At 40.4% G+C, this 23,614-nt stretch carries 26 protein-coding genes; 15 read left to right on the top strand and 11 right to left on the bottom strand.

The window, feature by feature from the left end:
• A partial coding sequence (locus tag QMD82_01175) for an NAD-dependent epimerase/dehydratase family protein (GenBank protein MDI6850538.1) occupies positions 1-852 on the bottom strand: 852 nt, incomplete at its 3' end.
• A gap of 172 nt (positions 853-1,024) precedes the next feature.
• On the opposite strand from QMD82_01175, the gene QMD82_01170 reads away from it, so the two are divergent.
• Positions 1,025-1,201, top strand: coding sequence for a hypothetical protein (locus tag QMD82_01170; protein MDI6850537.1), 177 nt, complete (start codon positions 1,025-1,027; stop codon positions 1,199-1,201).
• Between the two features lie 16 nt (positions 1,202-1,217).
• A complete protein-coding gene (locus tag QMD82_01165; protein MDI6850536.1) occupies positions 1,218-1,430 on the top strand; it encodes a hemerythrin family protein in 213 nt (70 codons plus the stop codon).
• Between the two features lie 93 nt (positions 1,431-1,523).
• Here the strand turns inward: QMD82_01165 and QMD82_01160 are convergent, their stop codons facing one another.
• From QMD82_01160 to QMD82_01145, 4 genes are all read right to left on the bottom strand, one after another.
• A complete protein-coding gene (locus QMD82_01160; GenBank protein MDI6850535.1) occupies positions 1,524-2,441 on the bottom strand; it encodes a hypothetical protein in 918 nt (305 codons plus the stop codon).
• Positions 2,442-2,491: 50 nt separating this feature from the next.
• Positions 2,492-3,496, bottom strand: a complete 1,005-nt coding sequence (locus QMD82_01155; protein MDI6850534.1) for an RluA family pseudouridine synthase — start codon at positions 3,494-3,496, stop codon at positions 2,492-2,494.
• Positions 3,497-3,604: 108 nt separating this feature from the next.
• A complete protein-coding gene (murA, locus tag QMD82_01150) occupies positions 3,605-4,861 on the bottom strand; it encodes a UDP-N-acetylglucosamine 1-carboxyvinyltransferase (protein MDI6850533.1) in 1,257 nt (418 codons plus the stop codon).
• Positions 4,862-4,882: 21 nt separating this feature from the next.
• On the bottom strand, positions 4,883-5,872 hold the full coding sequence (locus QMD82_01145; GenBank protein ID MDI6850532.1) for a TGS domain-containing protein: 990 nt from the start codon (positions 5,870-5,872) through the stop codon (positions 4,883-4,885).
• A 267-nt stretch (positions 5,873-6,139) separates the two neighbouring features.
• Here QMD82_01145 and QMD82_01140 point away from each other — a divergent pair, with 267 nt between their 5' ends.
• From QMD82_01140 to QMD82_01130, 3 genes are read left to right on the top strand one after another with little or no spacing between them, the layout of a single operon-like run.
• On the top strand, positions 6,140-7,033 hold the full coding sequence (locus tag QMD82_01140) for a bifunctional enoyl-CoA hydratase/phosphate acetyltransferase (protein MDI6850531.1): 894 nt from the start codon (positions 6,140-6,142) through the stop codon (positions 7,031-7,033).
• Positions 7,026-7,700, top strand: a complete 675-nt coding sequence (locus QMD82_01135) for a biotin--[acetyl-CoA-carboxylase] ligase (protein ID MDI6850530.1) — start codon at positions 7,026-7,028, stop codon at positions 7,698-7,700. Before QMD82_01140 ends, QMD82_01135 begins: the two co-directional genes overlap by 8 nt.
• Positions 7,688-8,446, top strand: a complete 759-nt coding sequence (locus tag QMD82_01130) for a type III pantothenate kinase (protein ID MDI6850529.1) — start codon at positions 7,688-7,690, stop codon at positions 8,444-8,446. Before QMD82_01135 ends, QMD82_01130 begins: the two co-directional genes overlap by 13 nt.
• Here the strand turns inward: QMD82_01130 and hflX are convergent.
• From hflX to mgtE, 6 genes are all read right to left on the bottom strand, one after another.
• Positions 8,407-9,534, bottom strand: a complete 1,128-nt coding sequence (gene hflX, locus QMD82_01125; GenBank protein ID MDI6850528.1) for a GTPase HflX — start codon at positions 9,532-9,534, stop codon at positions 8,407-8,409. The two genes, QMD82_01130 and hflX, sit on opposite strands and share 40 nt — an antisense overlap.
• On the bottom strand, positions 9,518-11,815 hold the full coding sequence (lon, locus tag QMD82_01120; GenBank protein ID MDI6850527.1) for an endopeptidase La: 2,298 nt from the start codon (positions 11,813-11,815) through the stop codon (positions 9,518-9,520). Before lon ends, hflX begins: the two co-directional genes overlap by 17 nt.
• Before the next feature lie 5 nt (positions 11,816-11,820).
• Complete coding sequence (clpX, locus tag QMD82_01115; GenBank protein MDI6850526.1) at positions 11,821-13,074, bottom strand: ATP-dependent Clp protease ATP-binding subunit ClpX; 1,254 nt, start codon at positions 13,072-13,074, stop codon at positions 11,821-11,823.
• 1 nt (position 13,075) lies between these two features.
• The gene (gene clpP, locus QMD82_01110) at positions 13,076-13,699 is read right to left on the bottom strand and encodes an ATP-dependent Clp endopeptidase proteolytic subunit ClpP (GenBank protein MDI6850525.1); all 624 of its coding nucleotides are present in this window, start codon (positions 13,697-13,699) and stop codon (positions 13,076-13,078) included.
• Complete coding sequence (gene tig / locus QMD82_01105) at positions 13,696-14,913, bottom strand: trigger factor (GenBank protein ID MDI6850524.1); 1,218 nt, start codon at positions 14,911-14,913, stop codon at positions 13,696-13,698. The genes clpP and tig overlap by 4 nt, the downstream gene beginning before the upstream one ends.
• A gap of 79 nt (positions 14,914-14,992) precedes the next feature.
• Positions 14,993-16,366: a magnesium transporter gene (gene mgtE / locus QMD82_01100; GenBank protein MDI6850523.1), complete on the bottom strand. Its 1,374-nt coding sequence runs from the start codon at positions 16,364-16,366 to the stop codon at positions 14,993-14,995.
• 118 nt (positions 16,367-16,484) lie between these two features.
• Here mgtE and QMD82_01095 point away from each other — a divergent pair, with 118 nt between their 5' ends.
• From QMD82_01095 to nuoF (QMD82_01050), 10 genes are read left to right on the top strand one after another with little or no spacing between them, the layout of a single operon-like run.
• Positions 16,485-16,865: a DRTGG domain-containing protein gene (locus tag QMD82_01095; protein MDI6850522.1), complete on the top strand. Its 381-nt coding sequence runs from the start codon at positions 16,485-16,487 to the stop codon at positions 16,863-16,865.
• Entirely contained in the window at positions 16,862-17,341 is a 480-nt protein-coding gene (locus QMD82_01090; protein MDI6850521.1) for an anti-sigma regulatory factor, read from the top strand. The genes QMD82_01095 and QMD82_01090 overlap by 4 nt, the downstream gene beginning before the upstream one ends.
• Positions 17,328-17,681, top strand: a complete 354-nt coding sequence (locus QMD82_01085) for a serine kinase (GenBank protein ID MDI6850520.1) — start codon at positions 17,328-17,330, stop codon at positions 17,679-17,681. The genes QMD82_01090 and QMD82_01085 overlap by 14 nt, the downstream gene beginning before the upstream one ends.
• A 4-nt stretch (positions 17,682-17,685) precedes the next feature.
• Entirely contained in the window at positions 17,686-18,438 is a 753-nt protein-coding gene (locus QMD82_01080) for a PHP domain-containing protein (GenBank protein MDI6850519.1), read from the top strand.
• On the top strand, positions 18,435-18,962 hold the full coding sequence (gene nuoE / locus QMD82_01075) for an NADH-quinone oxidoreductase subunit NuoE (GenBank protein ID MDI6850518.1): 528 nt from the start codon (positions 18,435-18,437) through the stop codon (positions 18,960-18,962). Before QMD82_01080 ends, nuoE (QMD82_01075) begins: the two co-directional genes overlap by 4 nt.
• Positions 18,952-19,503, top strand: a complete 552-nt coding sequence (locus QMD82_01070) for an ATP-binding protein (GenBank protein ID MDI6850517.1) — start codon at positions 18,952-18,954, stop codon at positions 19,501-19,503. Before nuoE (QMD82_01075) ends, QMD82_01070 begins: the two co-directional genes overlap by 11 nt.
• Positions 19,500-19,865, top strand: a complete 366-nt coding sequence (locus tag QMD82_01065) for a (2Fe-2S) ferredoxin domain-containing protein (GenBank protein MDI6850516.1) — start codon at positions 19,500-19,502, stop codon at positions 19,863-19,865. The genes QMD82_01070 and QMD82_01065 overlap by 4 nt, the downstream gene beginning before the upstream one ends.
• Positions 19,866-21,533: an NADH-quinone oxidoreductase subunit NuoF gene (gene nuoF / locus QMD82_01060; GenBank protein ID MDI6850515.1), complete on the top strand. Its 1,668-nt coding sequence runs from the start codon at positions 19,866-19,868 to the stop codon at positions 21,531-21,533.
• 12 nt (positions 21,534-21,545) lie between these two features.
• Positions 21,546-22,007 (top strand): NADH-quinone oxidoreductase subunit NuoE, encoded by a 462-nt coding sequence (gene nuoE / locus QMD82_01055; protein MDI6850514.1) that lies wholly within the window; start codon positions 21,546-21,548, stop codon positions 22,005-22,007.
• Positions 22,004-23,611, top strand: a complete 1,608-nt coding sequence (gene nuoF, locus QMD82_01050; GenBank protein ID MDI6850513.1) for an NADH-quinone oxidoreductase subunit NuoF — start codon at positions 22,004-22,006, stop codon at positions 23,609-23,611. The genes nuoE (QMD82_01055) and nuoF (QMD82_01050) overlap by 4 nt, the downstream gene beginning before the upstream one ends.
• Positions 23,612-23,614 lie beyond the last annotated feature (3 nt).

Genomic DNA, 23,614 nt, shown 5'->3' with positions numbered 1-23,614 from the left:
AGAACTTTTCCAGGATAGGGCTTTAAGTGCTTCAGGAGTATATAAGGGTGAAAATTTGAGGATTCTGCTAAAAAATAGAGCAATGTGAGCTCCCGTTTGGGCCATTTTTAAAGGAAGAATAATGCTCGGGCATTTTACACCTGCTGTTTTGCACCATAGTTGAGAAAGCTCAGCGACTTTCAGGTATTGCCCTGAGATAATATAAGTTCCATTTCCGTTTGTAAGTGCCCTTGAAACCGCCTCCGCTACATCTCTCGAATCAACAAAGTCAAAACCCCCATCAACTAATGCCGGGACTCGTTGCTGGGCTAAGGAAATGAGAAACCTTCCCATTAAAGAAGGTTTGTAATCGTTAGGCCCAATAAGGGCTGTGGGGCATATTATAACTGCATTTAAACCGCTCTTTCTTGCCTCTTGCACTGCTTTTACGCCTTCGGCTTTAGTTATGTCGTAAATTGAGCCATTTTTATCAACAAGAGGGGAATTTTCATCAACAGTATTGTGGTCATCTTGGAAGGCATGGATGGAACCAATGTATATCAGTTTTTCAACATTGCTTGAAAATGCTGCATCTATTACATTTCTCGTCCCTTGAACGTTTGTTTTCCATATAGCGTCTTTTTCAAAACTCGTTATGCTAATGTGGGCTGCAGAATGTATTATGGCATGGGCGTTTTTAAAGGCATTTAGAAGTTCTTCTTTGCTTAGAATATCGGCTTTTATGACTTCGCAAGGGAGACCTAAAACAGCCCTTTTATCGGTTTTAACAATGGCCCTTACTTTATATCCCTTTTCCAATAAATTCCTTACGATATTTACTCCAAGATGCCCAGAGGCACCAGTTACAACTATTAGCTTACTAATAAGACGCCTCCCTTGAAAGAAATTTTAAGGGAGTGTGTAAATTTAAACAAGTGAAAAGCTTGTTCTGTACTTGTATAGCATAGATGCTTTTTGTTGATTTTTCGATTGGCAATGTTTAAAACAATTTCAATGTTGTTATCAATTTAAGAGGAGGTAAAATATGAAGATTGAATTCACAGATGAAATCCTGACCCATGTTCCAGAGATGGATAACCAGCATAAGAAGCTCGTGGAGCTATTGAACAGAATATCTGAACTTTTAAAACTGGGTGACGTAAATACCGCCATGGAGGTTCTTTCTAAAGAGTTAAAAGAATACGTTGATACCCCACTTTGAAGCTGAGGAGAAATTTATGGAAAGTATAGGATTTCCTAAGTTAGAGTCACACAGAAAAATTCACGAAGCCTTTAAAAGGCAGGTTTATGATTATGTGCGGTCACTTAAAGAAGGTGATATAGATGCTTTCAGAGAAGCCCTTTCAGTTACTTGGTCTTGGCTTTTCAATCACATTGGTACTGTAGACAAAGATTACGGAATCTATGCCAAGAAAAAAGGTTTGATATAAAGGATATGATCTTAAACTAAAATTGTTCGGTCACTTCTTTAATATTTATGGGCTGGGGCTTAATCCCCCAGCCCAATTTTTGTTAATGGAGTATTATCTAACCCTAACTCGTAGAAGTACCCCGTGGTGAACATAAGGGTAATTGTCGGGTCTGAAGGAAGGAGCTGAAATTATACTTAATGCAAAACTGCCCCTTACAACATTTGAAGGAACCTGCACAGTAGTATAGAAATGGGAAGGATTTTGTGGATCTCTTGTCATCCTCATCCTCCTCGGGGTTCCCCATGCAGCACCTCTGTAGAAGAAAGCGAAATTTGTAGAGTCATTTGCGTAAAGGTCAAAAGTTAAATCTGTTCCACTCTTGATCGTGGGAATTTCTTCCAGTTCCATTAGATCCAGGTAGTTTGTAAATACCCTTGTAACTGTATTGTCCAGAGTATCCACATAGGTGATTTTGATAGAGTCAATATGGTTTTGCGTTACTTGAACAAAGGAATCACCGATGAGGATTGAGTCGGGAACGTCTTTTGATGTTACTTCTCCGAAAGAAACTTGTTTTAACACCCATCCACGGTGAGGGTCATTTATATCACCTTCCCTCACGAACAAGGCTTTTCTTGTGGCAAGATCGTGAAAGTTTTTGTTATGGGAGAAAACGGAATCACCGGTTTGATCATAATAAACGATGTTGAATAGGCCATATATGTGGTGATTTATGTTTACCCATGCAGTGTCATTTTCGATAAGGATCTCTTTGTTGGAGCTAACGGAGATAATTCTTCTCCACCAACCAATTACACGATGGAGTGCTTTTGCTTGGCTGATGTCGAAAGTATCTGATATAAGTCCACTATCCGCGTATTCATTTTCGAAATCCAATTCAGTCCTGTAGGTGGAATTGATAAGCTCTTCAATGGCTTCTTCGTCTTTTAACTCTTCCGTTTTTGTGCACGAAGAAGCAAACATTGCTATGACTGTAACTATTGGTATTAAGTACCTCAAGCTTTTCATGGCTCACCTCCTAAGATATTGGACGAAAAAAGGTTACTATTTTGTTCTAATCAATTTTTAAAGGCTGATTCCAGTTCGCTCCTAACACTTCTCAAGTATTCAAGAAGATTTTGGAAGTCCTCGGGGATGTCAACCTCGAACTCAACGTTCATCCCTTTGCCGGGGTGGTAGAAGGATAGCTTTTTAGCATGGAGAGCCTGTCTGTCCATGATTTCGAGGACTTTTGCTACATACTGGTTTAATTCCGAAGGCACTACGCGAAAGATTTTTCTTACATCTCGTCCGGAATATACCTCATCTCCCACAACGGGATGCCCAATATATTCCATATGAACCCTGATCTGATGAGTTCTTCCTGTCTCTAAGGAAATTTCAAGAAGGGTGGCTAAGTTTCCAAAATTTTCTAAAACTTTATAATGCGTTATTGCGCTTCTTGATTTGAAAAAGGTTACTGCCATTCTTGTCCTGTCAACGGTATGTCTCCCAATAGGTGCATCTATGGTCCCTTCTGGGCCTACAATCCTACCCCAGACGATAGCCCAATAAATTCTTTTTGCAGTTTTTTCTTCCATTTGCCTTGCCAGGCTTCTTAGGGCTTTTTCACTCTTAGCCACCACTAAAAGCCCTGTGGTATCTTTGTCAAGTCTATGGACAATTCCTGGGCGGGTTTTATCATCGATTTTAGGAAGTTCTTTATATTTTGCAACGAGCGCATTAACAAGGGTACCCGTGACATTCCCCCTCGCGGGATGAACTACCATTCCCTTTGGCTTATTAATAACTATTATGTCTTCGTCTTCGTAAATAACAGGAATTGGTAGGTCTTCAGCAATCACTGGCAACTTTTCCTGTACGGTAAATTTTGCAAAAATGTGGTCATTTGCCTTTACCTTGTAGCTGGGTTTTTGAGGTTTGTCGTTAACAAGAACTTTACCTTCTTTTATCAATTTTAATACCTGTGAGCGCGATAGCCCGATACCACTGACAACAAGATATACATCAAGACGAGTACCGTCCATCTTCTCGGAGACCACCCTTTCGAAAATTTTTTCCATTGTGAGAATTTTAAAACACCGAATGCGTTTATTCTATGAAAAAACTAATATTCCCCCCTTTCTGCTATGGCTTCAGTTTGTCCTTTAACCAATTTTGCGAGTGAGTCGTTAGGTTATTTTGATTTTTGCGCCCAATGTGCGAAGCTTTTCGCTGAAATTCTCGTATCCTCTCTCTAAGTGTTCTAACCCGAAAACCGTTGTTTCTCCCTCAGCTATCAGACCCGCGAGGGCGAGTGCGGCAGCCCCTCGGAGGTCATTTCCTGTAACTTCAGCTCCAGTTAGTTTACTTACACCTTCTATAAAGGCCATTGGTTCGACTACTTTTATACGGGCTCCGAGTCTTTGTAATTCAAAGGCGTGGGCGAATCGATTGGGGTAGATATTTTCCTTTATCATGCTGGTTCCTTTTGCCATTGTAAGCATACTCATGAACTGGGGTTGCATATCAGTAGGAAATCCCGGAAAAGGTTGAGTTTCAATTTGAAGACTTTTGATATCTTTGTTTGGCCTTTTTACTTCTATAAAGTTTTTCCCTTTGTGTATTTTTGCACCTGCTTCTCTTAGTTTCAAGATAACAGACTCAAGGTGTTCAGGTATACAACCCGAGACCCTTACATTTCCACCTGTCATGAAACCGGCCACAAGATAGGTACCCGCTTCGATGCGGTCAGGGATGATTTCAAACTCTGAAACCGGTTTCAATTTTTTAACACCTTTGATTTTTATAACATCAGTACCTGCTCCTTCTATTTTGACGCCAGACTTTGAAAGGAATTCCGCGGTTGCCACTACTTCAGGTTCTTGGGCGCAGTTGAGAATTGTTGTCTCACCCTCTATCATTGATGCAGTTGTCATTAAATGGATCGTAGTTCCTACAGATTTAAAGTTCAATGGAATTTCGCAAGGGTTTGGTTTCTTCATCATAGCTTTAATGTACCCACGTTCAATGGTGAGATCTGCACCGAGGAGTGATAACCCCTTGATATGGAAGTCCACAGGCCTTGGACCAAAAGCACATCCCCCCGGAAAAGAGACTTCCGCTCTTCCGAATTTTGCAAGAAGGGGGCCGAGAACGTAAATAGAAGCCCTCATTTTACTGACAATTTCGTATGGGGCAGTGTAATTACTAATAGTAGATGGATCAATAATAAGCTCATTATGTCCTTTCCATTCAACACTGGCTCCCAGGAGTTTTAGAAGTTCTATCATTGTAAAGACGTCCTGAACCCGTGGAACATTTTTCAATAGAACAGGCTCATCATGAAGTATGATGGCCGACATTACAGGAAGAACAGCATTTTTCGCTCCCTGAACTTTTACTTCACCTTCAAGACTAACAGGTCCATACACTTTAATGTACTTCATCACAGGATAAAGTTTAAGGCTTTAAACGTGAAATTCGACGATGTCTTTATCTTCGAGCCTATAGTCCCTTTCTACCCGCTGACCTTCAAATTTTGTTGACCCCCAAACTTTTGCGTATTTAAGCTTTTTTTCAAAGTCTTTATGAATTTCCCTTGCTGCATCGAGTACGGTACTCCCCCTTTTGAGAATCAGTGGATCTTCAAGAACTGGCTGTTTTCCAGGCTCTTTTGTGTAAACTCTTATAATGTCCAGTTCTTTAAAGATCTCTTTCTTTACTTCTTCTGTACCCGTCCCATAAAGTGCAGAGAGGGGAAAGGTAATAATTCCATACGTATCTTTGAAATGACTTTCCAAATCTTCCAGGTATTTTGTATCCTTGGTGAGGTCAAGTTTGTTCAAAATTACTATTGCTCTTTTTGTGACAGGTCCAAAGAGTTCATACTCTCCTGTACCTGTTCCCTTTAGGGTGATGTTTTTCTCCGAAAGTTTTTCTTGAATAAAAGTAAAATCGAGGATAGGGTTACTTTCAAGGCCAAGGACAATGGTCAAAAGGTCTGCGTTTCTTATCAGCTCAAAAATCCTGTAATCATTTTCCTCTTTCAGGGGAGGGGTATCAATCAGCTGTATTTTAATATCTTCAAAATCCATCATGGCAGCTTGAGGTTGCTGAGTTGTGAATGGATAGTTTGCAGTTACAAAGTTTGTATTACAAAGGGCGTTGACAAGGGTCGTCTTTCCTGAATTGGGCAGACCCAAAAGAATTACCTGACCTGCCCCTTCCTTTTTAATATACCAGTGAGGGCCTGTCCTTTTCCCTTTCTTCTGGTTTTCAAGCTCTTCTTGAAGTTTTGAAATCTTTGCTCTGATCTCTGCCTGCAGTTTGTCAGTGCCTTTATGCTTTGGCATTATTGATAGCATTTTCCTGAGTGCCTGAATTTTTTCTTCAATAGTTTTAGCGTTCCTGTATTCTTTTTCTGCTTCGAAGTATTGAGGGGGTAAATTTGCCGGCATGTAAAAATTATAATAGGGAAATAGGTATTTTTCAAGTTTTCAGTATTCCTTAAAATATCTACTTGAAAAGCTCAGGTTTCGTTGATTTTGAGGCTATGAAGGGAAGTAGGGGAGAAAGAATTCTAAATAAGTGGTCGTTTCTCAACGTTTGCTTCGGCCAGCCTTAGTCAGTCTCCCTTGAATTTTGTTACTGGTTTAGCTTGTTTTTGTTTTCCCTGATTTTACTTTTTTTCTCCTTTAAAATATTTACAGGAAAAAGGAGGTAAGATGTTTAGAACTTTTGAGGATATAATTACACTTGCTAAAAGTAAGGGAAGAAAAAGGATTGCTGTTGTGGAGGGTGTGTCGGAGGAGATCGTTGAAGGTCTTAAACTTGCAAAAGAACTGGCCTTTCCCGTTCTTATTGGTGACTCTGAGAAAATAAAGAAGTTTGCAGAATCCCATGGAATAGAGGAATATGAAGTAGTGCATTCTCATAGTCCCGTGGAGTCCGCCTTTAAGGCCTGTGAACTTGTAAAAGATGGGAGAGCAGATTTTCTTATGAAGGGTAAGATTGATACCCCGACATTTTTGAGGAGCCTTTTAGATAAAGAAAGGGGGATCAGAACCGATAAGATTTTTTCCCATATAACCCTCATGGAGGTTCCTAACTACCACAAGCTGGTATTTTTGACCGATGCTGGGATGAATATAAGGCCCGATTTAAAAATGAAGATCAGTATCCTACAAAATGCTGTTGAGATCATGAAAACTCTTGGATATGAGGAAATTAAGGTAGCCTTTCTTGCTTCCCTTGAAACTCTTCACGAGGATATGCCCGAAACCATTGAATTTGCAGCCATTTCAAAACTTCAAGATAGGAGTTTCTTTAAAGGGATTAAGGTGTATCTCGATGGACCAATGGGATTTGATATAGCAATTTCAAAAAGAGCAGCAGAGCTCAAAGGCGTTACTTCTCTCGTTAGTGGTGATGCAGATCTGTGGATGGTTCCCGATGTGGCATCAGGTAATATTCTTGCAAAGGCTTTGATATATATTGCTAAGGCAAAAGCCGGTGGACTAATTTACGGTGCAAAAGTTCCCGTTGTCTTGCTTTCCCGTGCTGATGAACCTGAATTAAAGTATTATTCAATTGCCTTTGCAGTAGCAGCCTGTGGATAGGTATTACATAAAAATTTGCAAATCTACAAATGATACCGCTAAATTTTTTCTTGAGAGTGGCGTAGAAATCCCTTTTGTGGTTATTTCTGAAGAACAGACAAAAGGCAGGGGTCAGCAGGGAAGGAAGTGGATTTCCCAAAAGGGAGGCCTTTATTCTTCCTTTGTGTTAAATAAAATTGATTCAAAAAAAGCTTTAACCCTTGGGGCTCTTGCCTCTTACAGAACACTTTTAGTTTTTTTACCAGTAAAAATCAGGTTTCCCAACGATATCTTCGCAGATAAAAAGAAAATTGGGGGTGTTCTTGTAGAACAAATCAGTGAAGCAACGATAATAGGTATTGGTATTAACGTAAATCAGGAAGAGTTTCCTGAGGAAATAAAAGGAATTGCAACCAGTTTGTTCCTCGAAACGGGCGTTAAAAGGCCTGTCCCTGAAATTGCAGACAGTCTGATTAATGAGATTGAGGATCTTGAGGGACAGGATTATGAAAAAATATTTCAGGAGTACTACAAGGTTGTGTCTCTTCATGGAAAATGCTTTTTGCATTTAAGAGGCGGTCGAGAGGTGGCGTGTGAGATAAGGGACATAGATGAGGAACTAAATTTAGATACCACTGTGGGGTGTTTTAAATTTAATGATATTGTGTGGATAGAATGGATTTATTAATTTGTGTTGATGTTGGTAATGTTAATATTCATACAGGGCTTTTTATTGGCGGGAAACTAATTAAAGCTTTTGATGGTCTGCCGGGACTGGAGGACCTGCGCCATGCCAGGGCGGTTGTTTATAGTTCGGTTTCGCAGAGGAATTTTAGGAAATTAAGCGAAAGACTGGTGGAGGCTCAATATAAGGGTGAAATTTTACGTTTATCTTCAAAAACTCAGAAATTCTTAAGGATTCACTATGAGGATCCCTTACAATTAGGTGATGACAGGCTGGCGCTGGCTTATTATATCTGGAAACGGCACGGAAAGGGTCTTGGAATAGATGCAGGTACTTTTATCAATATTGAATGGGTAAATAACGAGATTCACCATCCAATAGCAATATTTCCGGGTTTAAAAATCCTCGTGGATAGCTTTAAAAGGGGAACGAGGTTAAAAAATTATTCCTCTTTGATTGTAAACGAACTTGCTAAAAGTAGGCGGTTTTTGGATAAGAAGATTATTGAGGATTATTCCCATTTTTTTCCAGTATCTTCGGTAGATTGTATTATAAAAGGTCTTGTTGATGCAATTAAAGGTCTTGTTGAAGGTGCAGTTAAATTAACGGGTGAAGATAGGGTCATTGTAACTGGTGGAGACGGTGAAATTTTGAGGAATATAATAAATATGGGTGAATATGAAAAACATGCGGTTTTATGGGGGCTTTACTACTTTTTCGAGCTTTTTGAGAGTTCTTCAAATCTTTGAAATCTTCTTATAATCTCATTTTTCAGCTCTTCAATCCCGATTTTCATTTTGACTGAGATAAATAGGGCGTCAGGATAATTGGAACGCAGTCTTTCTATAACATTTTTCTCTATTACAAGGTCGGTTTTGTTAAAAACTTTTATAATCGGTTTGTCACCACATCCAATATCGCTTAAGACAGACTCTACCGTTTGAATTTTTTTATCTATGGGCTCATTGGTGATATCAATTACATGGATCAGGACATCTGCTTCCCTTGCAACTCCAAGCGTAGCCTTAAAGGAGGCAATAAGGTGGTGCGGAATGTCTTCAATGAATCCTACGGTGTCTGAAACTACAACGGGTTTGGAGAGAACTTCTTGATGCATAATTCTTGTCGTGGCATCAAGGGTGGAAAAGGGTTTATCTTCAACGAGAAGGTTGGATTTTGTAAGGAGGTTCATTATAGAAGATTTTCCTGAATTGGTGTATCCTACAAGGGTTACTTTGTAAATCTCCCGTCTTCTGCGGTAGTGAAGCTCTCTTGTTTTTTCAATCTCTTCCAGCTCTCTTTTCAGATGATTTATCCTATCTTTAATTTTTCTCCTGTCTACTTCCAGTTTCTTCTCACCAGGGCCTCTTGTTCCTATGCCACCACCGAGTCTTGAAAGGTCTATACCCTTACCTGCAAGTCTCGGTAATCGGTAAAGAAGTTGAGCCAGCTCAACCTGGATCTTTGCTTCTACCGTTTCTGCGTGTTGGGCGAAGATATCCAGAATCAATTCCGTTCTATCTATAATTTTGCACTTTATTATTTGCTCCAGATTTCTTACCTGTGAGGGTGATAGATCCTGGTCAAAGATTACAACGTCAATGCCAAATTGCTCGCAAATGTTTTGAATTTCAAAGGCTTTCCCCTTTCCTATAAGATACGCAGGGTCATAGGAGGGTCTAATTTGGAGGACTTTTTCAAAAACGGTTGCACCAGCTGCTTCTGCGAGCTTTTGAAGCTCTTCAAGACGATCCAGTTCATGCCAGCGTTCTTGAGAAGAAGTGCAGACTCCTACAAGAAGGGCTTTTTCAGGCTTTTTTTCAGAGGTTGAATACATCCTTTATAAGTTCGCTAACGTGTGAAATGTACCTTATTTCAAGCTTCTCGGTTATATCCTTTTTCATTTCTTCAACGTCTCTTTTGTTTTCAAGGGGAAGATAAACGGTGGTGATACCATATCTTTTAGCTGCCAGAAGTTTTTCTTCCAGACCCCCTACGGCAAGCACCTGACCTGTGATAGTTATTTCTCCCGTCATCGCGATATTACTCGGGACCTTTTTACCGGTCAGGGTGGAAACCATTGCGGTTAATATTGTAACACCAGCAGAAGGCCCGTCCTTAGGAATAGCACCTTCTGGAACATGTAAGTGAAGGTCCAACTTGTTGTAAAAATCCCTCTCCAGTCCAAATTCTTGGTAATTTGCCCTTATGTATGTAAGAGCAGCTTTTGCAGATTCTTTCATCACATCTCCCAGTTGTCCTGTTAATTCGAGTCTCCCGTTTCCTTCCATCTTGGCAACTTCAATCCTTAAAATGTCTCCACCATACTCTGTCCAGGCAAGGCCGTAAGCAACACCTTCCGGAAGAGTTTCATTCAGTTCTCTAAATCTGTAGCGAGGTGGACCTAAAAATTTTTCCAAATTCTTGGCAGTAACCGTTGTCTTTTTTCCTCTATCGGCGTAATTCTTTGCCGCTTTTCTCGTTATTTTAGCAATTTGCCTTTCCAGTTCCCTCAAACCAGCCTCTCTTGAGTATTCATTTATTATTTTGTATATTGCTGGACGCGTTATTTTTAAGGCATCTTCAGGAAGGCCAGCAGACTTTATTTGCTTGGGAATCAAAAACTTCTTTGCAATGTGATATTTTTCATTTTCCAGATATCCCCGTATGGGGATGACCTCCATCCTGTCCAAGAGTGGTTTGGGAATGGTATAGGTTGTGTTGGCGGTGGTAATAAAGAGAACGTGAGAGAGGTCAAATTCAACCTCTAAGTAGTGATCCTGAAATGATTTATTTACCTCGGGGTCGAGAACTTCCATGAGAGCTGCTTGGGGATCCCCACGCCAATCCTGACCCACTTTATCGATTTCATCTAAAAGGAATACGGGATTTGAACTTCCGGCTCTTCTTATTTGCTGAATTATTTTACCAGGCATTGCACCAACGTAAGTTCTTCTGTGTCCTTTAATTTCTGCTTCGTCCCTCAAACCTCCAAGGGAAATTCTCACAAATTTCCTATTTAGGGCCCTTGCAATGGATTTTGCGAGAGAAGTCTTTCCAACACCAGGAGGTCCAACGAAACAAATTACCTGACCCCTGATTTCGCCCTTTAACTTAAGCACTGCTAAATATTCCAGAATTCTTTCTTTCTGCTCTTCAAGACCATAGTGGTCCTCGTCAAGAATTTTTCTTGCGTTGGAAATATCCAGATTGTCCTCAGTGTAAATACCCCATGGGAGGTTGATAAGCCAGTCAAGGTAATTTCTGATTACTGCTGCATCAGGTGAGTTTGTAGGCATTCTCCTCAATTTCGCTACTTCACCCAGGGCTTTTTTCTTAACCTCTTCTGGCATTAGGGATTGCTGGATCGTCTTTTCGAGGTTTTCATATTCATCTTCTTCTGTGACGCCGAGTTCTTTTTGGATTTCTTTCATTTCCTGCTGGAGAAAGAATTGCTTCTGATATTTTTTGATTTCCTCGGAAACCCTTGTTTCTATATTAATTTTCAGGTTAATGAATTCGATTTCGCGTATTAGGATTTCTACCAGTTTCTTCAGTAGCTCTTCCAGGTTATTTATTTTAAATAATTCGATCTGCTCGCTGAACTTTAGTCTAAGTGCGGTCAGCACTCTGTATGCAATACTCCAGGGGTCTTGTGATTCGTCGAAGACGTTGAAAGCGGTTTCGGGTACGGTTTTAACGTATTCAATGTATTTTGCAAAATACTCCCTCAAAAGCCTTAAATATTTTTCTATATCTGGAGATTCAGGAACAACGGGTTCTATCTCCTCATAGTAGACATAAAATGTGTCATCTTGATAAACTAAATCGGTGATTTTAACTTTTTTCAGACCTTCAACAACAGCCCTAATTGTCCCATCAGGTGGTGCCAGATGCTGGAGAAATAGGCCAATAGTTCCATATTCGAGTATGTCGGAAATGCTTGAGGGGATTTCCTGTTCAGGGTTTAATTGGGCGACGAAAATAGCCTGCTTGTTCAAAGTAAGTGCTTCTCTTGCTGCTTTGAGGGAGAAGGGCCTTCCGATGATTACTGGAGAAACAACGGAAGGGTAAATTATCAGTTCTCTTGTTATTACTGCGGGAAGTCTATTTTCCATGACTATCAAAAACTCTCTTTTCTCTTTTTGAATTCTGAAAAGATAATTACTGGTTCTTTACCAGAGGTTATGACTTCCTTATCCACTATTACCTCTTCAATGGGTCTTTTTTGCTTAAGAGTAGGTAATTTAAACATGGTTTCAAGAAGCGCCTTTTCGATAATATTTCTTAATCCCCTTGCTCCGGTTTTTGTTTGTAACGCTATATCAGCAATGGATTCGAGGGCATCTTCTGTGAATGTCAATTTCACATTTTCCATTTCAAAAAACCTCTGATACTGCTTTATTACCGCATCTCGTGGTTCCGTTAGAATCCTCATCAGATCTTCCTTTCCAAGGGAGTGAAGTGGAACGATAACAGGTATTCTTCCAACAAATTCTGGTAGGAAGCCGTATTTTATAACATCTTCGGGCTCTACCTTTGATATTATTTCGTTGTAAGTTAATTTGTTTACGTCTCTTTGATTTGATTTAAAGCCCATCTCTGTAGACCCGAGTCTTGACCTTATTATATCTTCAATTCCAACAAAAGCGCCGCCGAGGATAAAAAGAATATTTGAAGTGTCAATCTGGTAAGCAGGCTGTTCAGACATTTTTTTGCTTGATTTCATAGGAACGTTTACTACATGCCCTTCAAGGAGTTTAAGGAGTTCTTCCTGAACGCCTTCACCCGAAACATCTCTGCCAGTTGTATGTTTGTACGCTATTTTATCGATTTCGTCCAGATAAACAATTCCGTATGAGGCCTTTTCAATATCCCCGCCAGCGTTTTGAATAAGCCTGAGAAGGATCATCTCTACATCTTCACCCACATACCCTGATTCAGTTAAAGAAGTTACATCAAAGATCGCAAAGGGAACGTCCAGGAGTTTTGCGAGAGTCTTGGCAAGAAGCGTTTTACCAGAACCGGTTGGTCCGATAAGTAATACGTTTGTCTTTTGCAATTCAATGTCTTTTTTAGGATTTAAAATCCTTTTATAGTGATTGTAAACTGCAACGGAAAGAACCTTTTTGGCAAGGTCCTGCCCTATAACGTAGTCATCAAGGTAGGCCTTGATTTCTTCAGGTGTTGGGAGTGTGAAAGTTTTAAATTCTCTCTTCGTCTTTTCTTCATCACGAATGATGTCGTAAGCAATTTTCACGCAATCTTCGCAGATATATGCATCAATACCTGCAATTAATCTCAAGTTTTCCGATTTTGGCCTTCCACAAAAGGAGCAGTGAATGTGTCTATCTTTCGTTAGTTTTTTTCTGGGCATTTTACTTCTTTTCCTCCTTACGGCTAAAGATTACCTCGTCTATAATGCCGTATTCCTTTGCTTCAAGAGCTGACATGAAGAATTCTCTATCGGTATCCCTCTCAATTTTTTCAATGGGTTGCCCCGTGTGCTTCGAAAGAATATTGTTTAATATATCTCTCATTTTCATGATCTCTTCCGCGTGAATTTTTATGTCAATAGCCTGACCTTCAACACCGCCCCATGGTTGATGGATCATTATTCTGGAGTGTGGAAGGGCATACCTCTTGCCCTTTTTACCTGCAGCAAGGAGTACAGCTCCCATAGATGCGGCCATTCCGACACAAATTGTGGCTACGTCAGGTTTTATGTATTGCATTGTGTCGTAAATTGCGAGACCTGCAGTTACTTCGCCCCCCGGCGAGTTTATATAAAGGTTGATATCCCTTTCAGGGTTTTCTGCTTCAAGGAAGAGCATTTGAGCAACTACGAGGTTGGCTACATGTCCGTTTATCGGCGAACCGAGAAAAATTATTCTGTCTTTTAAAAGCCTTGAATAAATGTCATAAACCCTTTCGCCCCTTCCAGTTACCTCAATAACGTAAGGAACGTATTGATTAATAACCTTCTTGATGTCTATACTCATTCTATAATTACCTCCACTTTAACGGCATTTTTCAAATTTTCCATGGCCTTGTTTCTTAGTATCTCGTCTACTATATCCTCCATCAAACCCCGTTTCTCCAGTTCTTTCCTATAGGTTTGAGGGTCCATACGATAGATTTTTGCCTTTTCTTCAACGGCTTTAGTTATTTCTTCCTCCGTGGCCTCCAGGCCTTCCTGTTCAATGTAGTTCTTTAAAATTATCTCTTTTTTGACGAGGTCTTCTGCAATTCGTCTAAAAGAATTCCTGACTTCCTCGTTTTTGTGGTCATATCTAAAGCTCTGAGCAATTCGTGTAATTTTCTCTTCAACTAACGAACGGGGTAGTTCGAACTGAACCCTATTATATATTTCATCTATGATTTGCCATTCCAGTTCATCTTCTGATGCTTTTTCGTTTTGTTTGATCAGGTATTCTCGTATTTCTTCCTTCATCTTTTCAAGGTTTTCGTAGCCAAGACTTTTAGCGAATTCGTCGTTCAATTCTGGGAGCTGAAGCTCTGCTACTTCTTTAATTACATAAACGAGCTTTATCGGTTTGTTTTTATCCTCGTCAACGAAATCAATTTCCACGGTATCACCATTTTTCTTGTTTAAGAATTTATCAAGCACATCCGAATTTATAGTTTCATGAGAAATCTGAAGAGTTAGATTGGGTCTGGTTTTGGTGATTTTTCCGTTTTCTATCTCTTTGTAGTCTACGATAAGGTAATCGCCTTCCTTGCTCTCTCTATTGACTGGAACCAGCTTGCCAAGTTTTTTCTGATATTTCTCAATTTCGTCCTCCACGTCAATTTCTGAGACTCGTTTAATTTTTTTCTGTACTTTTATAGAGCCGAGATTTGGGAAGAGGAAGGTTGGGATTGCCTCATATTCTACCGTCACCGTTATACCATTTTCATCATCCTTACGGTCTTTGATGTAGATTTCAGAAACCACTTCTTCTTTCCTTGTCTTAATTTCGTCGTAAATTTTGGTTTTGATGGCTTCATCCTGAGCGTCTTGTAGAATTTCCTTTTCGTACACTGTTTTTACAAGTTCCAGAGGGGCTTTTCCGGGTCGGAATCCCTGAATTTTGGCCTTCCTTTGATAGATCTGAGAAATCTTGTCAATATTGGCTTTGACCTCTTCTTCGGTAACTATAATGGTCAATTCTCTTAAAGCTTTTGGATTGACGTTTCCAATTAATTTTGCCATCCATACCTCCAAAATGTGTTCTTTGTTCGTTTTTATTATAATTTGAAAGCCTCGGAAAGTAAAGGAATATAATGGTGCTTTAATGGAGCATTAGGGTTGCTAAGGCTAAGTACACGCCTGTTCCGAGAATGTCTGCTAAGGTCGTAATTAGAGGAGTGCTCGCAGATGCAGGATCCTGCTTAAGTTTGAGGAATATGAAAGGTAGAATAAGTCCTATTAGGGATCCGAGAACTACGTTAACAAACATTGCAGTAATTACGACCTTCGCTATTTCTGTCCCGCCTCTTATGAAACCCATGAGAGAGATTCCAAGTGCCATGGTAAGGCCAAGAAGGCTTGCTACGAGAAATTCCCTCCCGAAGAGTAATAGCCAGTCCTTTGGTCTCACTGTGCCAAGGGCAAGGGCCCTTATAAGCAGTGTGGCTGCCTGAGAACCTGCGTTTCCCGCTGTATCAATGAGTACGGGGAGGAAAGAGACTAAAATCGCATATTTTGCTATGAGTTCTTGAAAACCTGCAATTATTCCACCAGTTGCTAAGTCCATTATTAAGAGAAATACCAGCCATTTAATTCTGCTTCGGTATATCTCTGAAATAGGTACGTCTTTAAGGTGGGTGAGAAATTCCGCACCAACTACTTCTGGGCTAACACCTGATATTTTTGCAAGGTCTTCTGTCTGCTCTTCGTCAAGAACGTCGATCATATCGTCAATTGTAACGATTCCGAGGAGAATGTCATCTTTATCAACCACGGGTAGAACGTTAAGGTTATACTTTTTCATTATTTTTACCGCTTCTTCTTGGTCAGTATAAGCATCCACATAGACAACTTGCCCGTCCATTAATTCTTCAATCTTTTCCGTTGGTTCGGCCAGTATTATGTCTCTTAATTTTATATCGTCTATAAGGTGCCCAATTTGATCTACTACGTAAATAACATCGATTGTCTCTGCTTCTTTCCCATATTTTCTGACGTGTTCTATTGCCTCTTGACAGGTCCAGTGAGACCACACGGCAACATAGTAAGGTGTCATCAATCTTCCAACGGTATTTTCCGGATATCCCAAAAGTTTTAAGGTAACTTTTCTTTCTTCCGGAGAAAGGAATTGAAGAAGTTTCTGAACTATTTGCCCAGGTAATTCTTCAAAGAGTCCAGCCCTATCATCTGGTTCAAGTTCTTCAATGATTGCCCTGACTTCTTCGTCGGCAAGTTTGTGAATCAATTGTTCCTGAACTTCAAAATCCAGTTCACTAAAAACTTCTACCTGTAAGTCTTTTGGGAGCAGTCTAAAAATAATTATTTTGTATTCATCTTTGAGGGATTGGATTAGATATGCAAGATCTTGGGGAGGCCACTCAGAAAGTGCGATTTTTAACTCGTGCCAATTTTTCTGTTCGATAAAATCTTCTACATCTGGAAGTATAAATTCTATAAACTCGTTCCTTTCGAGCATCCTCCATCGTCCCTTAGTGCATTCAAAATTATACTTCATTAGGTCCAAAACTTCAAATCCTACCAATTTTATAGGGCTTGAACGCATTTTCACAAAGTTGTATAATTAAAATAGTTCTATGAAGATACGAGAGATTATCGAAAAGATAGATGGTAAAATTATTTCGGGCCAAGATAAGTTGGATGTTGAAATAGAAAGGGGTTTTGCTGCTGACCTTCTTTCCGACGTTCTCGCTTTAACGGAAGAGAAAGCCTGTCTCATTACTGGAATAACAGGTCCACAAGTTATAAGGGTTGCAGAGATTTTAGACATCCCTTTAGTTATAATCGCGAGGGGTAAAAAACCCTCAAAAGCCCTTGTAGAAGCAGCGAGGGAAATAGGCATTCCGGTAGTTTTAACTAAAAAAATTGTATTTGAGGTTTGCGGTATCCTCTATACACATGGAGTAAAACCCTGTAAAATTAAAATACTGGAAAGTGATGACAATTCGGATGCATGATTAAATACAGCTTAAATGCAAAGGAGTCAATGGAAGGAGAAAAGGTGAGATTAGTTTATAGGGTGAAACCGATGGACCTTGCGAACGCAGGTTTTGTATCTTCACAAATAAAGAGTGAGCTTAAAAAATGTGGGGTCGAGGAAGATGCGGTGAAAAGGGTTGGGGTAGTTTGCTTTGAAGCGGAAATGAACATGATCCTTTATTCTGTCGGAGGAAAAATCATTGTCGAAGCTCACGAAGACGCTATTGAGATATTTGCCGAGGATAATGGACCTGGGATAGAGGATCTTGAGAAGGCCATGCAGCCAGGCTATTCCACAGCACCTCTCTGGGCGCAGGATTACGGCTTCGGTGCAGGGATGGGGTTTCCCAACATGAAGCAGAACTCCGATGTCTTCGAGGTGGAGTCCACGCCCGGTGTGGGGACAAAGATTCATGCCACAGTATACAGGAGAAAGAAAAATGAAGCTGAGTGAGGTCGTTAAGGCACTGAACTTGAAGGTATTTAATTCTGAAGTTAATGGCTGGGAGATGAGAGAAGTATCCTGGGGATATGCCTCCGATCTTCTCTCGGATGTGATTGCCGGGCTTTCCAAAGACGAACTATGGGTTACCATACAAAGACACCTCAACGTGATAGCTGTTGCAAAACTAAAGGATGCAGCTGGAATTGTTATTGCGAAAGGTATAGTTCCCGACGATACTACACTGAAAAAGGCGACGGAAGAGGGTGTAATCTTACTAAGCACAGAACTAAATACCTTCGAATTTTGCGGTAAACTTTACAATTTATTAAGATACGGTGAAGCTAAGTAGATTTATGGCGGATTTTCACATTCATTCGGCACTTTCCCCCTGCGGGAGTTTGGAGATGTCGCCAAAAAAAATAGTTGAAACCGCTTTGCAAAAGGGTATTAATTTTATAGCTATCACAGACCATAATGCTTACGAAAATTCAGCACAGCTTTCGAAATTTGTGGAAAAAAAGTTAATTTCTGCACTTTATGGTATGGAAGTCCAGACCTCTGAAGAGGTGCACCTTCTTGCCCTCTTTGATTCTGTTGAGAAATTGAAGGAATTCGGAAAAATTGTTTATGAGCATCTGCCTAATATTCCTAATAACCCTGATTATTTTGGAGATCAGGTGGTTGTTGACGAAAATGATGAAATAATAAAGTTTGAAGAGAAGCTCCTTCTAAACTCAATTACATTAAGCATGGACGAAGTGCTGAGTCTGGTTAAGGACTATGGAGGTATTTCTGTTCTTTCGCATGTCAATGCAACACATTTTAGCATTATTTCGCAACTGGGATTTATTCCCGAAAATCTCAATGTTGACGCTTTAGAAGTTATGTACAACACTGAGGTGTCGAAGATAAATGATAAGGAAATTCCAGGTGTTTCAAATTATCCAATAGTAATGTTTTCCGACGCCCACTATCCTGAGGAGATAGGTAGGGGGTATGTGGTGTTCAATGTTGAGAAACCCACTGTAGAAGAGATTAAGAAGGCATTAAAGGGATTAGAGGGAAGAAGTTATGAAGTTTATGGTGAAAAAGGGAGGATTTTATGAAACTTCACATACCTGAAGATAATCCACAATACAAGATGTTAAAAAGAGATATCGCGAGATATAAGAGAAAGCCCGGCCCACTAATTCAGGTTTTGCACAGGGCCCAGGAAATTTTTGGTTATCTTCCACCAGAAGTTCAATACTTTGTCGCAAAAGAGCTTGGCGTTCCTCTTTCACAGGTTTATGGCGTTGTTACATTCTATAATTTCTTCCGTACAGAACCTGTCGCTAAACACGTTATCAATGTATGTATGGGGACTGCCTGTCATGTAAAAGGTGCTGATGCAATTCTGAAAGCCATATCGGAAGAGCTTGGAATTAAGGTTGGTGAAACCACAAAGGATAAGTTTTTCACACTCTCAACCGCCAGATGTTTCGGTGCCTGTGGGCTTGCGCCAGTGATAATGATTAACGAGGATGTTTTTGGCAAACTAACGCCCGAAAAGGTAAAAGAAGTTCTAAGAGAATATAGAAAACAAAAAGAAGCTGAAGAAAAAGAGGGGCAAATAGGGGTTGCTGGCTGAACTTTCCATGCACATAATGGACATTGTACAAAATTCTTTAAGCGCAGGTGCAAGTTTAGTCAGGGTGAAGATCGAACAAAATGACTCTCTCGACACACTGGCAATTGAGATTGAGGATAATGGTAGAGGTATGACTGAGGAAGAGGTTAAAAGGGTTCAAGATCCATTTTTCACAACTAAATCCTACAAGAAAGTGGGGCTCGGGATTCCCCTTTTTAAGCAAATTGCGGAACATTGTGATGGTAGTTTTGAAATAAAAAGCGTACCTGGAAAAGGTACGCTAATTAGAGCAAGGTTTAGAAAGTCTCACATCGACCTTCCTCCTATTGGAAACCTCAAAGATACAATTTTGACCCTTGTTGTTGGAAAACCTGATATTGATTTTGTATTCGAGATTTATAAAGATGGAGAATCTTTTATTCTGGATACCCGGGAAATTAAAAAAGAACTTCAGGATGTGCCTGTTAATCATCCTGAAGTAATAAGATTTTTGGAAGAGTATATTGATAAAAACCTGAAAGCAATGGAGGTAGTGTCATGAAGTTAGAAGATCTTAGAAAGATCAGGGAGAAGGCAGAGAAAGAACTTAAACTTAGAGAAGGTAAGGCAAGAGTCAAGATTGTCGTGGGTATGGGGACCAGCGGTATAGCTGCTGGTGCAAGGGAAGTTTTGAAGGCTTTCATAGACGAAATTGAGAAAAGAAACTTACAGGATGTTATTGTTACTCAGAGTGGAGAAAAAGGGCTTTCCTCCCATGAGCCAGTTGCAGAGGTATGGGAAGAGGGTAAACCCATTGTGGTCTACGGAAACCTGACTCCTGAAATTGCGAGAAGAATTGTTGCAGAACATATCGTGAATGGGAATCCTGTAACGGAATACGTAATAGAGGTCAAGGAGGCATAAATGCCAAAGAGGCTAGATATACTTGTGTGTTCTGGAGCTGCCTGTATTTCAAATGATAGTACAACTATTAAAAATAGATTGCAGGCAGTTCTGAAAGAACACAATTTGGAAGACGAAGTTGCGATAGTTGAGACGGGTTGTATGGGACCGTGTGAGCTTGGTCCTGTTATGCTTGTATATCCTGATGGCGTCTTTTACATAAGGGTTAAGGAGAGCGACGTTGAGGAGATTGTTAAAGAACACATTATCAGAGGAAGACCTGTGAAGAGGCTTCAGTGGACCACTCCCGAGGCCAGGAGAATCGTTGAAGAGAAAAAACAGATACCCTTCTTTGAAAAACAGCTCAAAATAGTGCTTTCAAATTGTGGAAAAATTGATCCTGAAAATATTGAGGAATATATTGCCGTCGGCGGATATGAAGCATTGGCTAAGGTCCTCACTGAAATGACGCCCGAGCAGGTTATTGAAGAAATGATTAATTCCGGACTAAGAGGAAGAGGAGGAGCCGGTTTTCCAACTGGATTAAAATGGAAAGTAACGAGAGAATCACCCGGTGATGAGAAGTTTGTGGTTTGTAATGGTGACGAAGGTGATCCCGGTGCCTTTATGGACAGGGCGATTCTCGAGGGCGATCCCCATTCTGTAATTGAAGGTATGGCAATTGCTGCTTATGCCATTGGAGCGAAACAGGGTTATGTCTACGTGAGAGCAGAATATCCCCTTGCAATAAAGAGATTGGAAAAGGCCATTCAGCAGGCAAGGAAATACGGACTTCTTGGGAACAACATCTTTGAAACCTCCTTCAGTTTTGATATAGAGATTAGGATTGGTGCAGGAGCCTTTGTGTGCGGAGAAGAGACGGCACTCATTGCATCAATTGAGGGGAAACGTGGTCAACCGAGGCCGAAACCTCCATTTCCTGCTCAAAAGGGCTTATGGGGTAAACCTACTTTAATTAATAACGTTGAAACCTTTGCGAATGTGCGGCATATAATCCTTAATGGATCTAAATGGTTTGCCAGCATTGGAACAGAAACCAGCAAAGGTACCAAGGTATTTGCCCTTTCTGGAAAGGTTAATAATACGGGACTTGTTGAGGTTCCAATGGGAATTACTATAAAAGAACTCGTCTTTGATATAGGGGGTGGCATTCCGGATAATAAGAAGTTTAAAGCGGTTCAGATAGGCGGGCCTTCGGGAGGTTGTGTACCTGCGGATTATGCCGATACTCCTATTGATTATGAGTCGCTTAGAAAACTCGGAACGATAATGGGCTCCGGTGGTGTAATTGTTCTGGATGAGGATACCTGCATGGTAAATCTTGCCAAGTTCTTTTTAGATTTTACAGTGGAAGAGTCCTGCGGTCAGTGTGTACCTTGTAGGATTGGATTGAAGCATCTTTACGATATTCTTGACAGGATAACTAAGGGCCGTGGTAAGATGGAAGATATTGAAACCCTTGAAAAACTTGGGGAAGAGATAAAGAGAACCTCTCTCTGTGGGCTTGGTCAATCGGCACCAAACCCTGTACTTTCTACATTACGTTATTTCAGGGAAGAGTACATTGAACACATTAAAGATAAGAAATGTAGAGCAGGCGTTTGCCAGTTTGAAGAGGCAAAAGAGGAAGAGGTTTCGCTTGAGGAAAAATTAAAAGGAATAGTTTAATTTGGGGGTGCTATGACAAGGGAAGAAATTCTTAACAAGTATGGAAAGTCGAAGGACAACCTCCTTTATATTTTGCATGATATTCAGGACAATAATCCCCGGCATTATCTGACAGAAGAGGATCTAAGAGCGGTTGCTAAATGGTTAAACCTCCCTTACAGTTATGTTCATGGGGTGGCCACCTTCTACAGTATGTTCAGCCTAAAACCCCGGGGAAAATACATTATTAGGGTATGTGAATCACCGACTTGTCACCTTATGGGTTCCAGTGATTTGATTGTGGAGCTCGTTAAAACCCTTGGGGTTGGGATCGGGGAAACCACAAAAGATGAACTCTTTACTTTAGAGCTGACTTCTTGCATAGGTGTATGTGGTGTTGCGCCTGCTATGATGATCAATGAGGAGGTCTATGGTAACCTAACTCCGGAAAAAGTCAGGCAGATAATTGAGGAGAAAAGGAGGGAATCGAAATGAAGATAGCGAGAATGCATGTTCTTTTACCTGTAGATCCTGATACGATTCTTGCAGGCGTTGTGGAGTTTCAAAAGGCTCTCCTCGAGGAGCTCAAGAAAAGGAATTTGGAAGATGAGATTAAAGTTTTAGAGACTGGATCGATTGGGATTACGGGTAAAGGTATTCTGATGGTAGTTTACCCTGAAGGTATTTACTATGCTAATTTGAAGGTCAGTGATATACCAAGAATTGTTGAGGAACACTTCTTAAAGGGAAGACCGGTGAAGGATTTACTTCTTGGTGAAGTACCTGCGAGATTTGTGAAGAAAGAAAAAGTTGGCCTTACGAGGGAGCAGAAAAAGGTTGTCCTTGAAAACGTAGGTATTATAGACCCTGAAAACATTGACGATTATATTGCAGCTGGTGGTTATGAGGCATTAGAGAAAGTTCTTACTTCAATGAAACCGGAAGAAGTCGTCGAGGAAATTAAGAAATCTGGTTTGAGGGGAAGAGGTGGTGCAGGTTTTCCAACGGGAATTAAGTGGGAATCTGCCAGGAAGGCTCCAGGTGACGAGAAGTTTGTAATTTGCAACGCTGATGAAGGGGAACCCGGCACTTTTAAAGACAGGTTAATTCTTGAGGGTGATCCCCACAAGTTAATAGAGGGTATGATCATAGCAGGATACGCGATTGGTGCTGAGAAAGGATATATTTACGTAAGGGGAGAATATGACCTCTCTATAAGAAGATTACAAAAGGCGATACAGGATGCCTACAATTACAACATTCTTGGCAAAAATATTCTCGGAACGAATGTGAATTTCGACCTTGAGATAAAGAAAGGTGCTGGTGCTTACGTTTGTGGTGAAGAAACCGCTCTTATTGAATCTTTGGAAGGTAAAAGAGGACAACCTCGAAACAAGCCCCCTTATCCTGTAACTCACGGCTTGTGGATGAAGCCGACAGTGGTTAACAATGTTGAAACTCTTGCCAATGTTCCTTCTATCATTAAAAATGGAGCCGAATGGTACAGATCTATGGGCACAGAAAAATGCCCAGGGACTAAGGTTTTCACCATTCTTGGACATGTAGTTTATCCTGGCCTTATAGAAGTGGAAATGGGCACTCCTCTAAGGGATATTATCTTTAATTACGGTGGCGGAATAAAGGATGGCAAGAGATTTAAGGCTGCTCTTGTGGGTGGTGCTGCGGGTGTGTTTCTACCTGAGAGTTTGCTTTCTGTGAGGATGGATTTTGATAATCTAAAGCAATATAAGGCGGTTCTTGGTTCTGGTGCGATTCTCGTTATGAACGAAGATACCTGTATGGTAGATATGCTCTTTTCCATAATAAGGTTCTTCAAACATGAATCCTGCGGTCAATGTACCCCGTGTAGGATCGGCACGTATGAGCTTTACACAATAATTAATAAAGTCAGGGAAGGAGAAGCAAAAGAGGAGGACCTTGACAAGATGATCAGCCTCTCTGAGGCAATGTTTAAATCTTCTTTTTGCCCTCTCGGGCAGTCACTAATTATGCCAGTAAAAAGTGCAATTGAAAACTTCAGAGAGGATTTCTTAGCACACCTTGATAAAAATTATAGATGTGAAAAATGCAGGAGGTAATTT

It is taken from the genome of bacterium (assembly GCA_030019025.1).
Lineage (GTDB): Bacteria > Hydrothermota > Hydrothermia > UBA1063 > UBA1063 > UBA1063.
This window is presented reverse-complemented; position numbering and strand designations above follow the sequence as displayed.

What these genes read in the sequence shown, in the direction of transcription:
- QMD82_01080 (MDI6850519.1), top strand. Translation starts at nt 17,686, where the DNA reads ATGGCGGATTTTCACATTCATTCGGCACTTTCCCCCTGCGGGAGTTTG.
- murA (MDI6850533.1), bottom strand. Translation starts at nt 4,861, where the DNA reads ATGAAGTACATTAAAGTGTATGGACCTGTTAGTCTTGAAGGTGAAGTA.
- QMD82_01140 (MDI6850531.1), top strand. Translation starts at nt 6,140, where the DNA reads ATGTTTAGAACTTTTGAGGATATAATTACACTTGCTAAAAGTAAGGGA.
- QMD82_01090 (MDI6850521.1), top strand. Translation starts at nt 16,862, where the DNA reads ATGATTAAATACAGCTTAAATGCAAAGGAGTCAATGGAAGGAGAAAAG.
- lon (MDI6850527.1), bottom strand. Translation starts at nt 11,815, where the DNA reads ATGGAAAATAGACTTCCCGCAGTAATAACAAGAGAACTGATAATTTAC.
- QMD82_01165 (MDI6850536.1), top strand. Translation starts at nt 1,218, where the DNA reads ATGGAAAGTATAGGATTTCCTAAGTTAGAGTCACACAGAAAAATTCAC.
- QMD82_01095 (MDI6850522.1), top strand. Translation starts at nt 16,485, where the DNA reads ATGAAGATACGAGAGATTATCGAAAAGATAGATGGTAAAATTATTTCG.
- QMD82_01085 (MDI6850520.1), top strand. Translation starts at nt 17,328, where the DNA reads ATGAAGCTGAGTGAGGTCGTTAAGGCACTGAACTTGAAGGTATTTAAT.
- QMD82_01160 (MDI6850535.1), bottom strand. Translation starts at nt 2,441, where the DNA reads ATGAAAAGCTTGAGGTACTTAATACCAATAGTTACAGTCATAGCAATG.
- QMD82_01170 (MDI6850537.1), top strand. Translation starts at nt 1,025, where the DNA reads ATGAAGATTGAATTCACAGATGAAATCCTGACCCATGTTCCAGAGATG.
- QMD82_01065 (MDI6850516.1), top strand. Translation starts at nt 19,500, where the DNA reads ATGAAGTTAGAAGATCTTAGAAAGATCAGGGAGAAGGCAGAGAAAGAA.
- QMD82_01145 (MDI6850532.1), bottom strand. Translation starts at nt 5,872, where the DNA reads ATGCCGGCAAATTTACCCCCTCAATACTTCGAAGCAGAAAAAGAATAC.
- nuoE (MDI6850514.1), top strand. Translation starts at nt 21,546, where the DNA reads ATGACAAGGGAAGAAATTCTTAACAAGTATGGAAAGTCGAAGGACAAC.
- nuoF (MDI6850515.1), top strand. Translation starts at nt 19,866, where the DNA reads ATGCCAAAGAGGCTAGATATACTTGTGTGTTCTGGAGCTGCCTGTATT.
- tig (MDI6850524.1), bottom strand. Translation starts at nt 14,913, where the DNA reads ATGGCAAAATTAATTGGAAACGTCAATCCAAAAGCTTTAAGAGAATTG.
- clpP (MDI6850525.1), bottom strand. Translation starts at nt 13,699, where the DNA reads ATGAGTATAGACATCAAGAAGGTTATTAATCAATACGTTCCTTACGTT.
- hflX (MDI6850528.1), bottom strand. Translation starts at nt 9,534, where the DNA reads ATGTATTCAACCTCTGAAAAAAAGCCTGAAAAAGCCCTTCTTGTAGGA.
- nuoE (MDI6850518.1), top strand. Translation starts at nt 18,435, where the DNA reads ATGAAACTTCACATACCTGAAGATAATCCACAATACAAGATGTTAAAA.
- QMD82_01155 (MDI6850534.1), bottom strand. Translation starts at nt 3,496, where the DNA reads ATGGAAAAAATTTTCGAAAGGGTGGTCTCCGAGAAGATGGACGGTACT.
- QMD82_01130 (MDI6850529.1), top strand. Translation starts at nt 7,688, where the DNA reads ATGGATTTATTAATTTGTGTTGATGTTGGTAATGTTAATATTCATACA.
- mgtE (MDI6850523.1), bottom strand. Translation starts at nt 16,366, where the DNA reads ATGCTCGAAAGGAACGAGTTTATAGAATTTATACTTCCAGATGTAGAA.
- nuoF (MDI6850513.1), top strand. Translation starts at nt 22,004, where the DNA reads ATGAAGATAGCGAGAATGCATGTTCTTTTACCTGTAGATCCTGATACG.
- clpX (MDI6850526.1), bottom strand. Translation starts at nt 13,074, where the DNA reads ATGCCCAGAAAAAAACTAACGAAAGATAGACACATTCACTGCTCCTTT.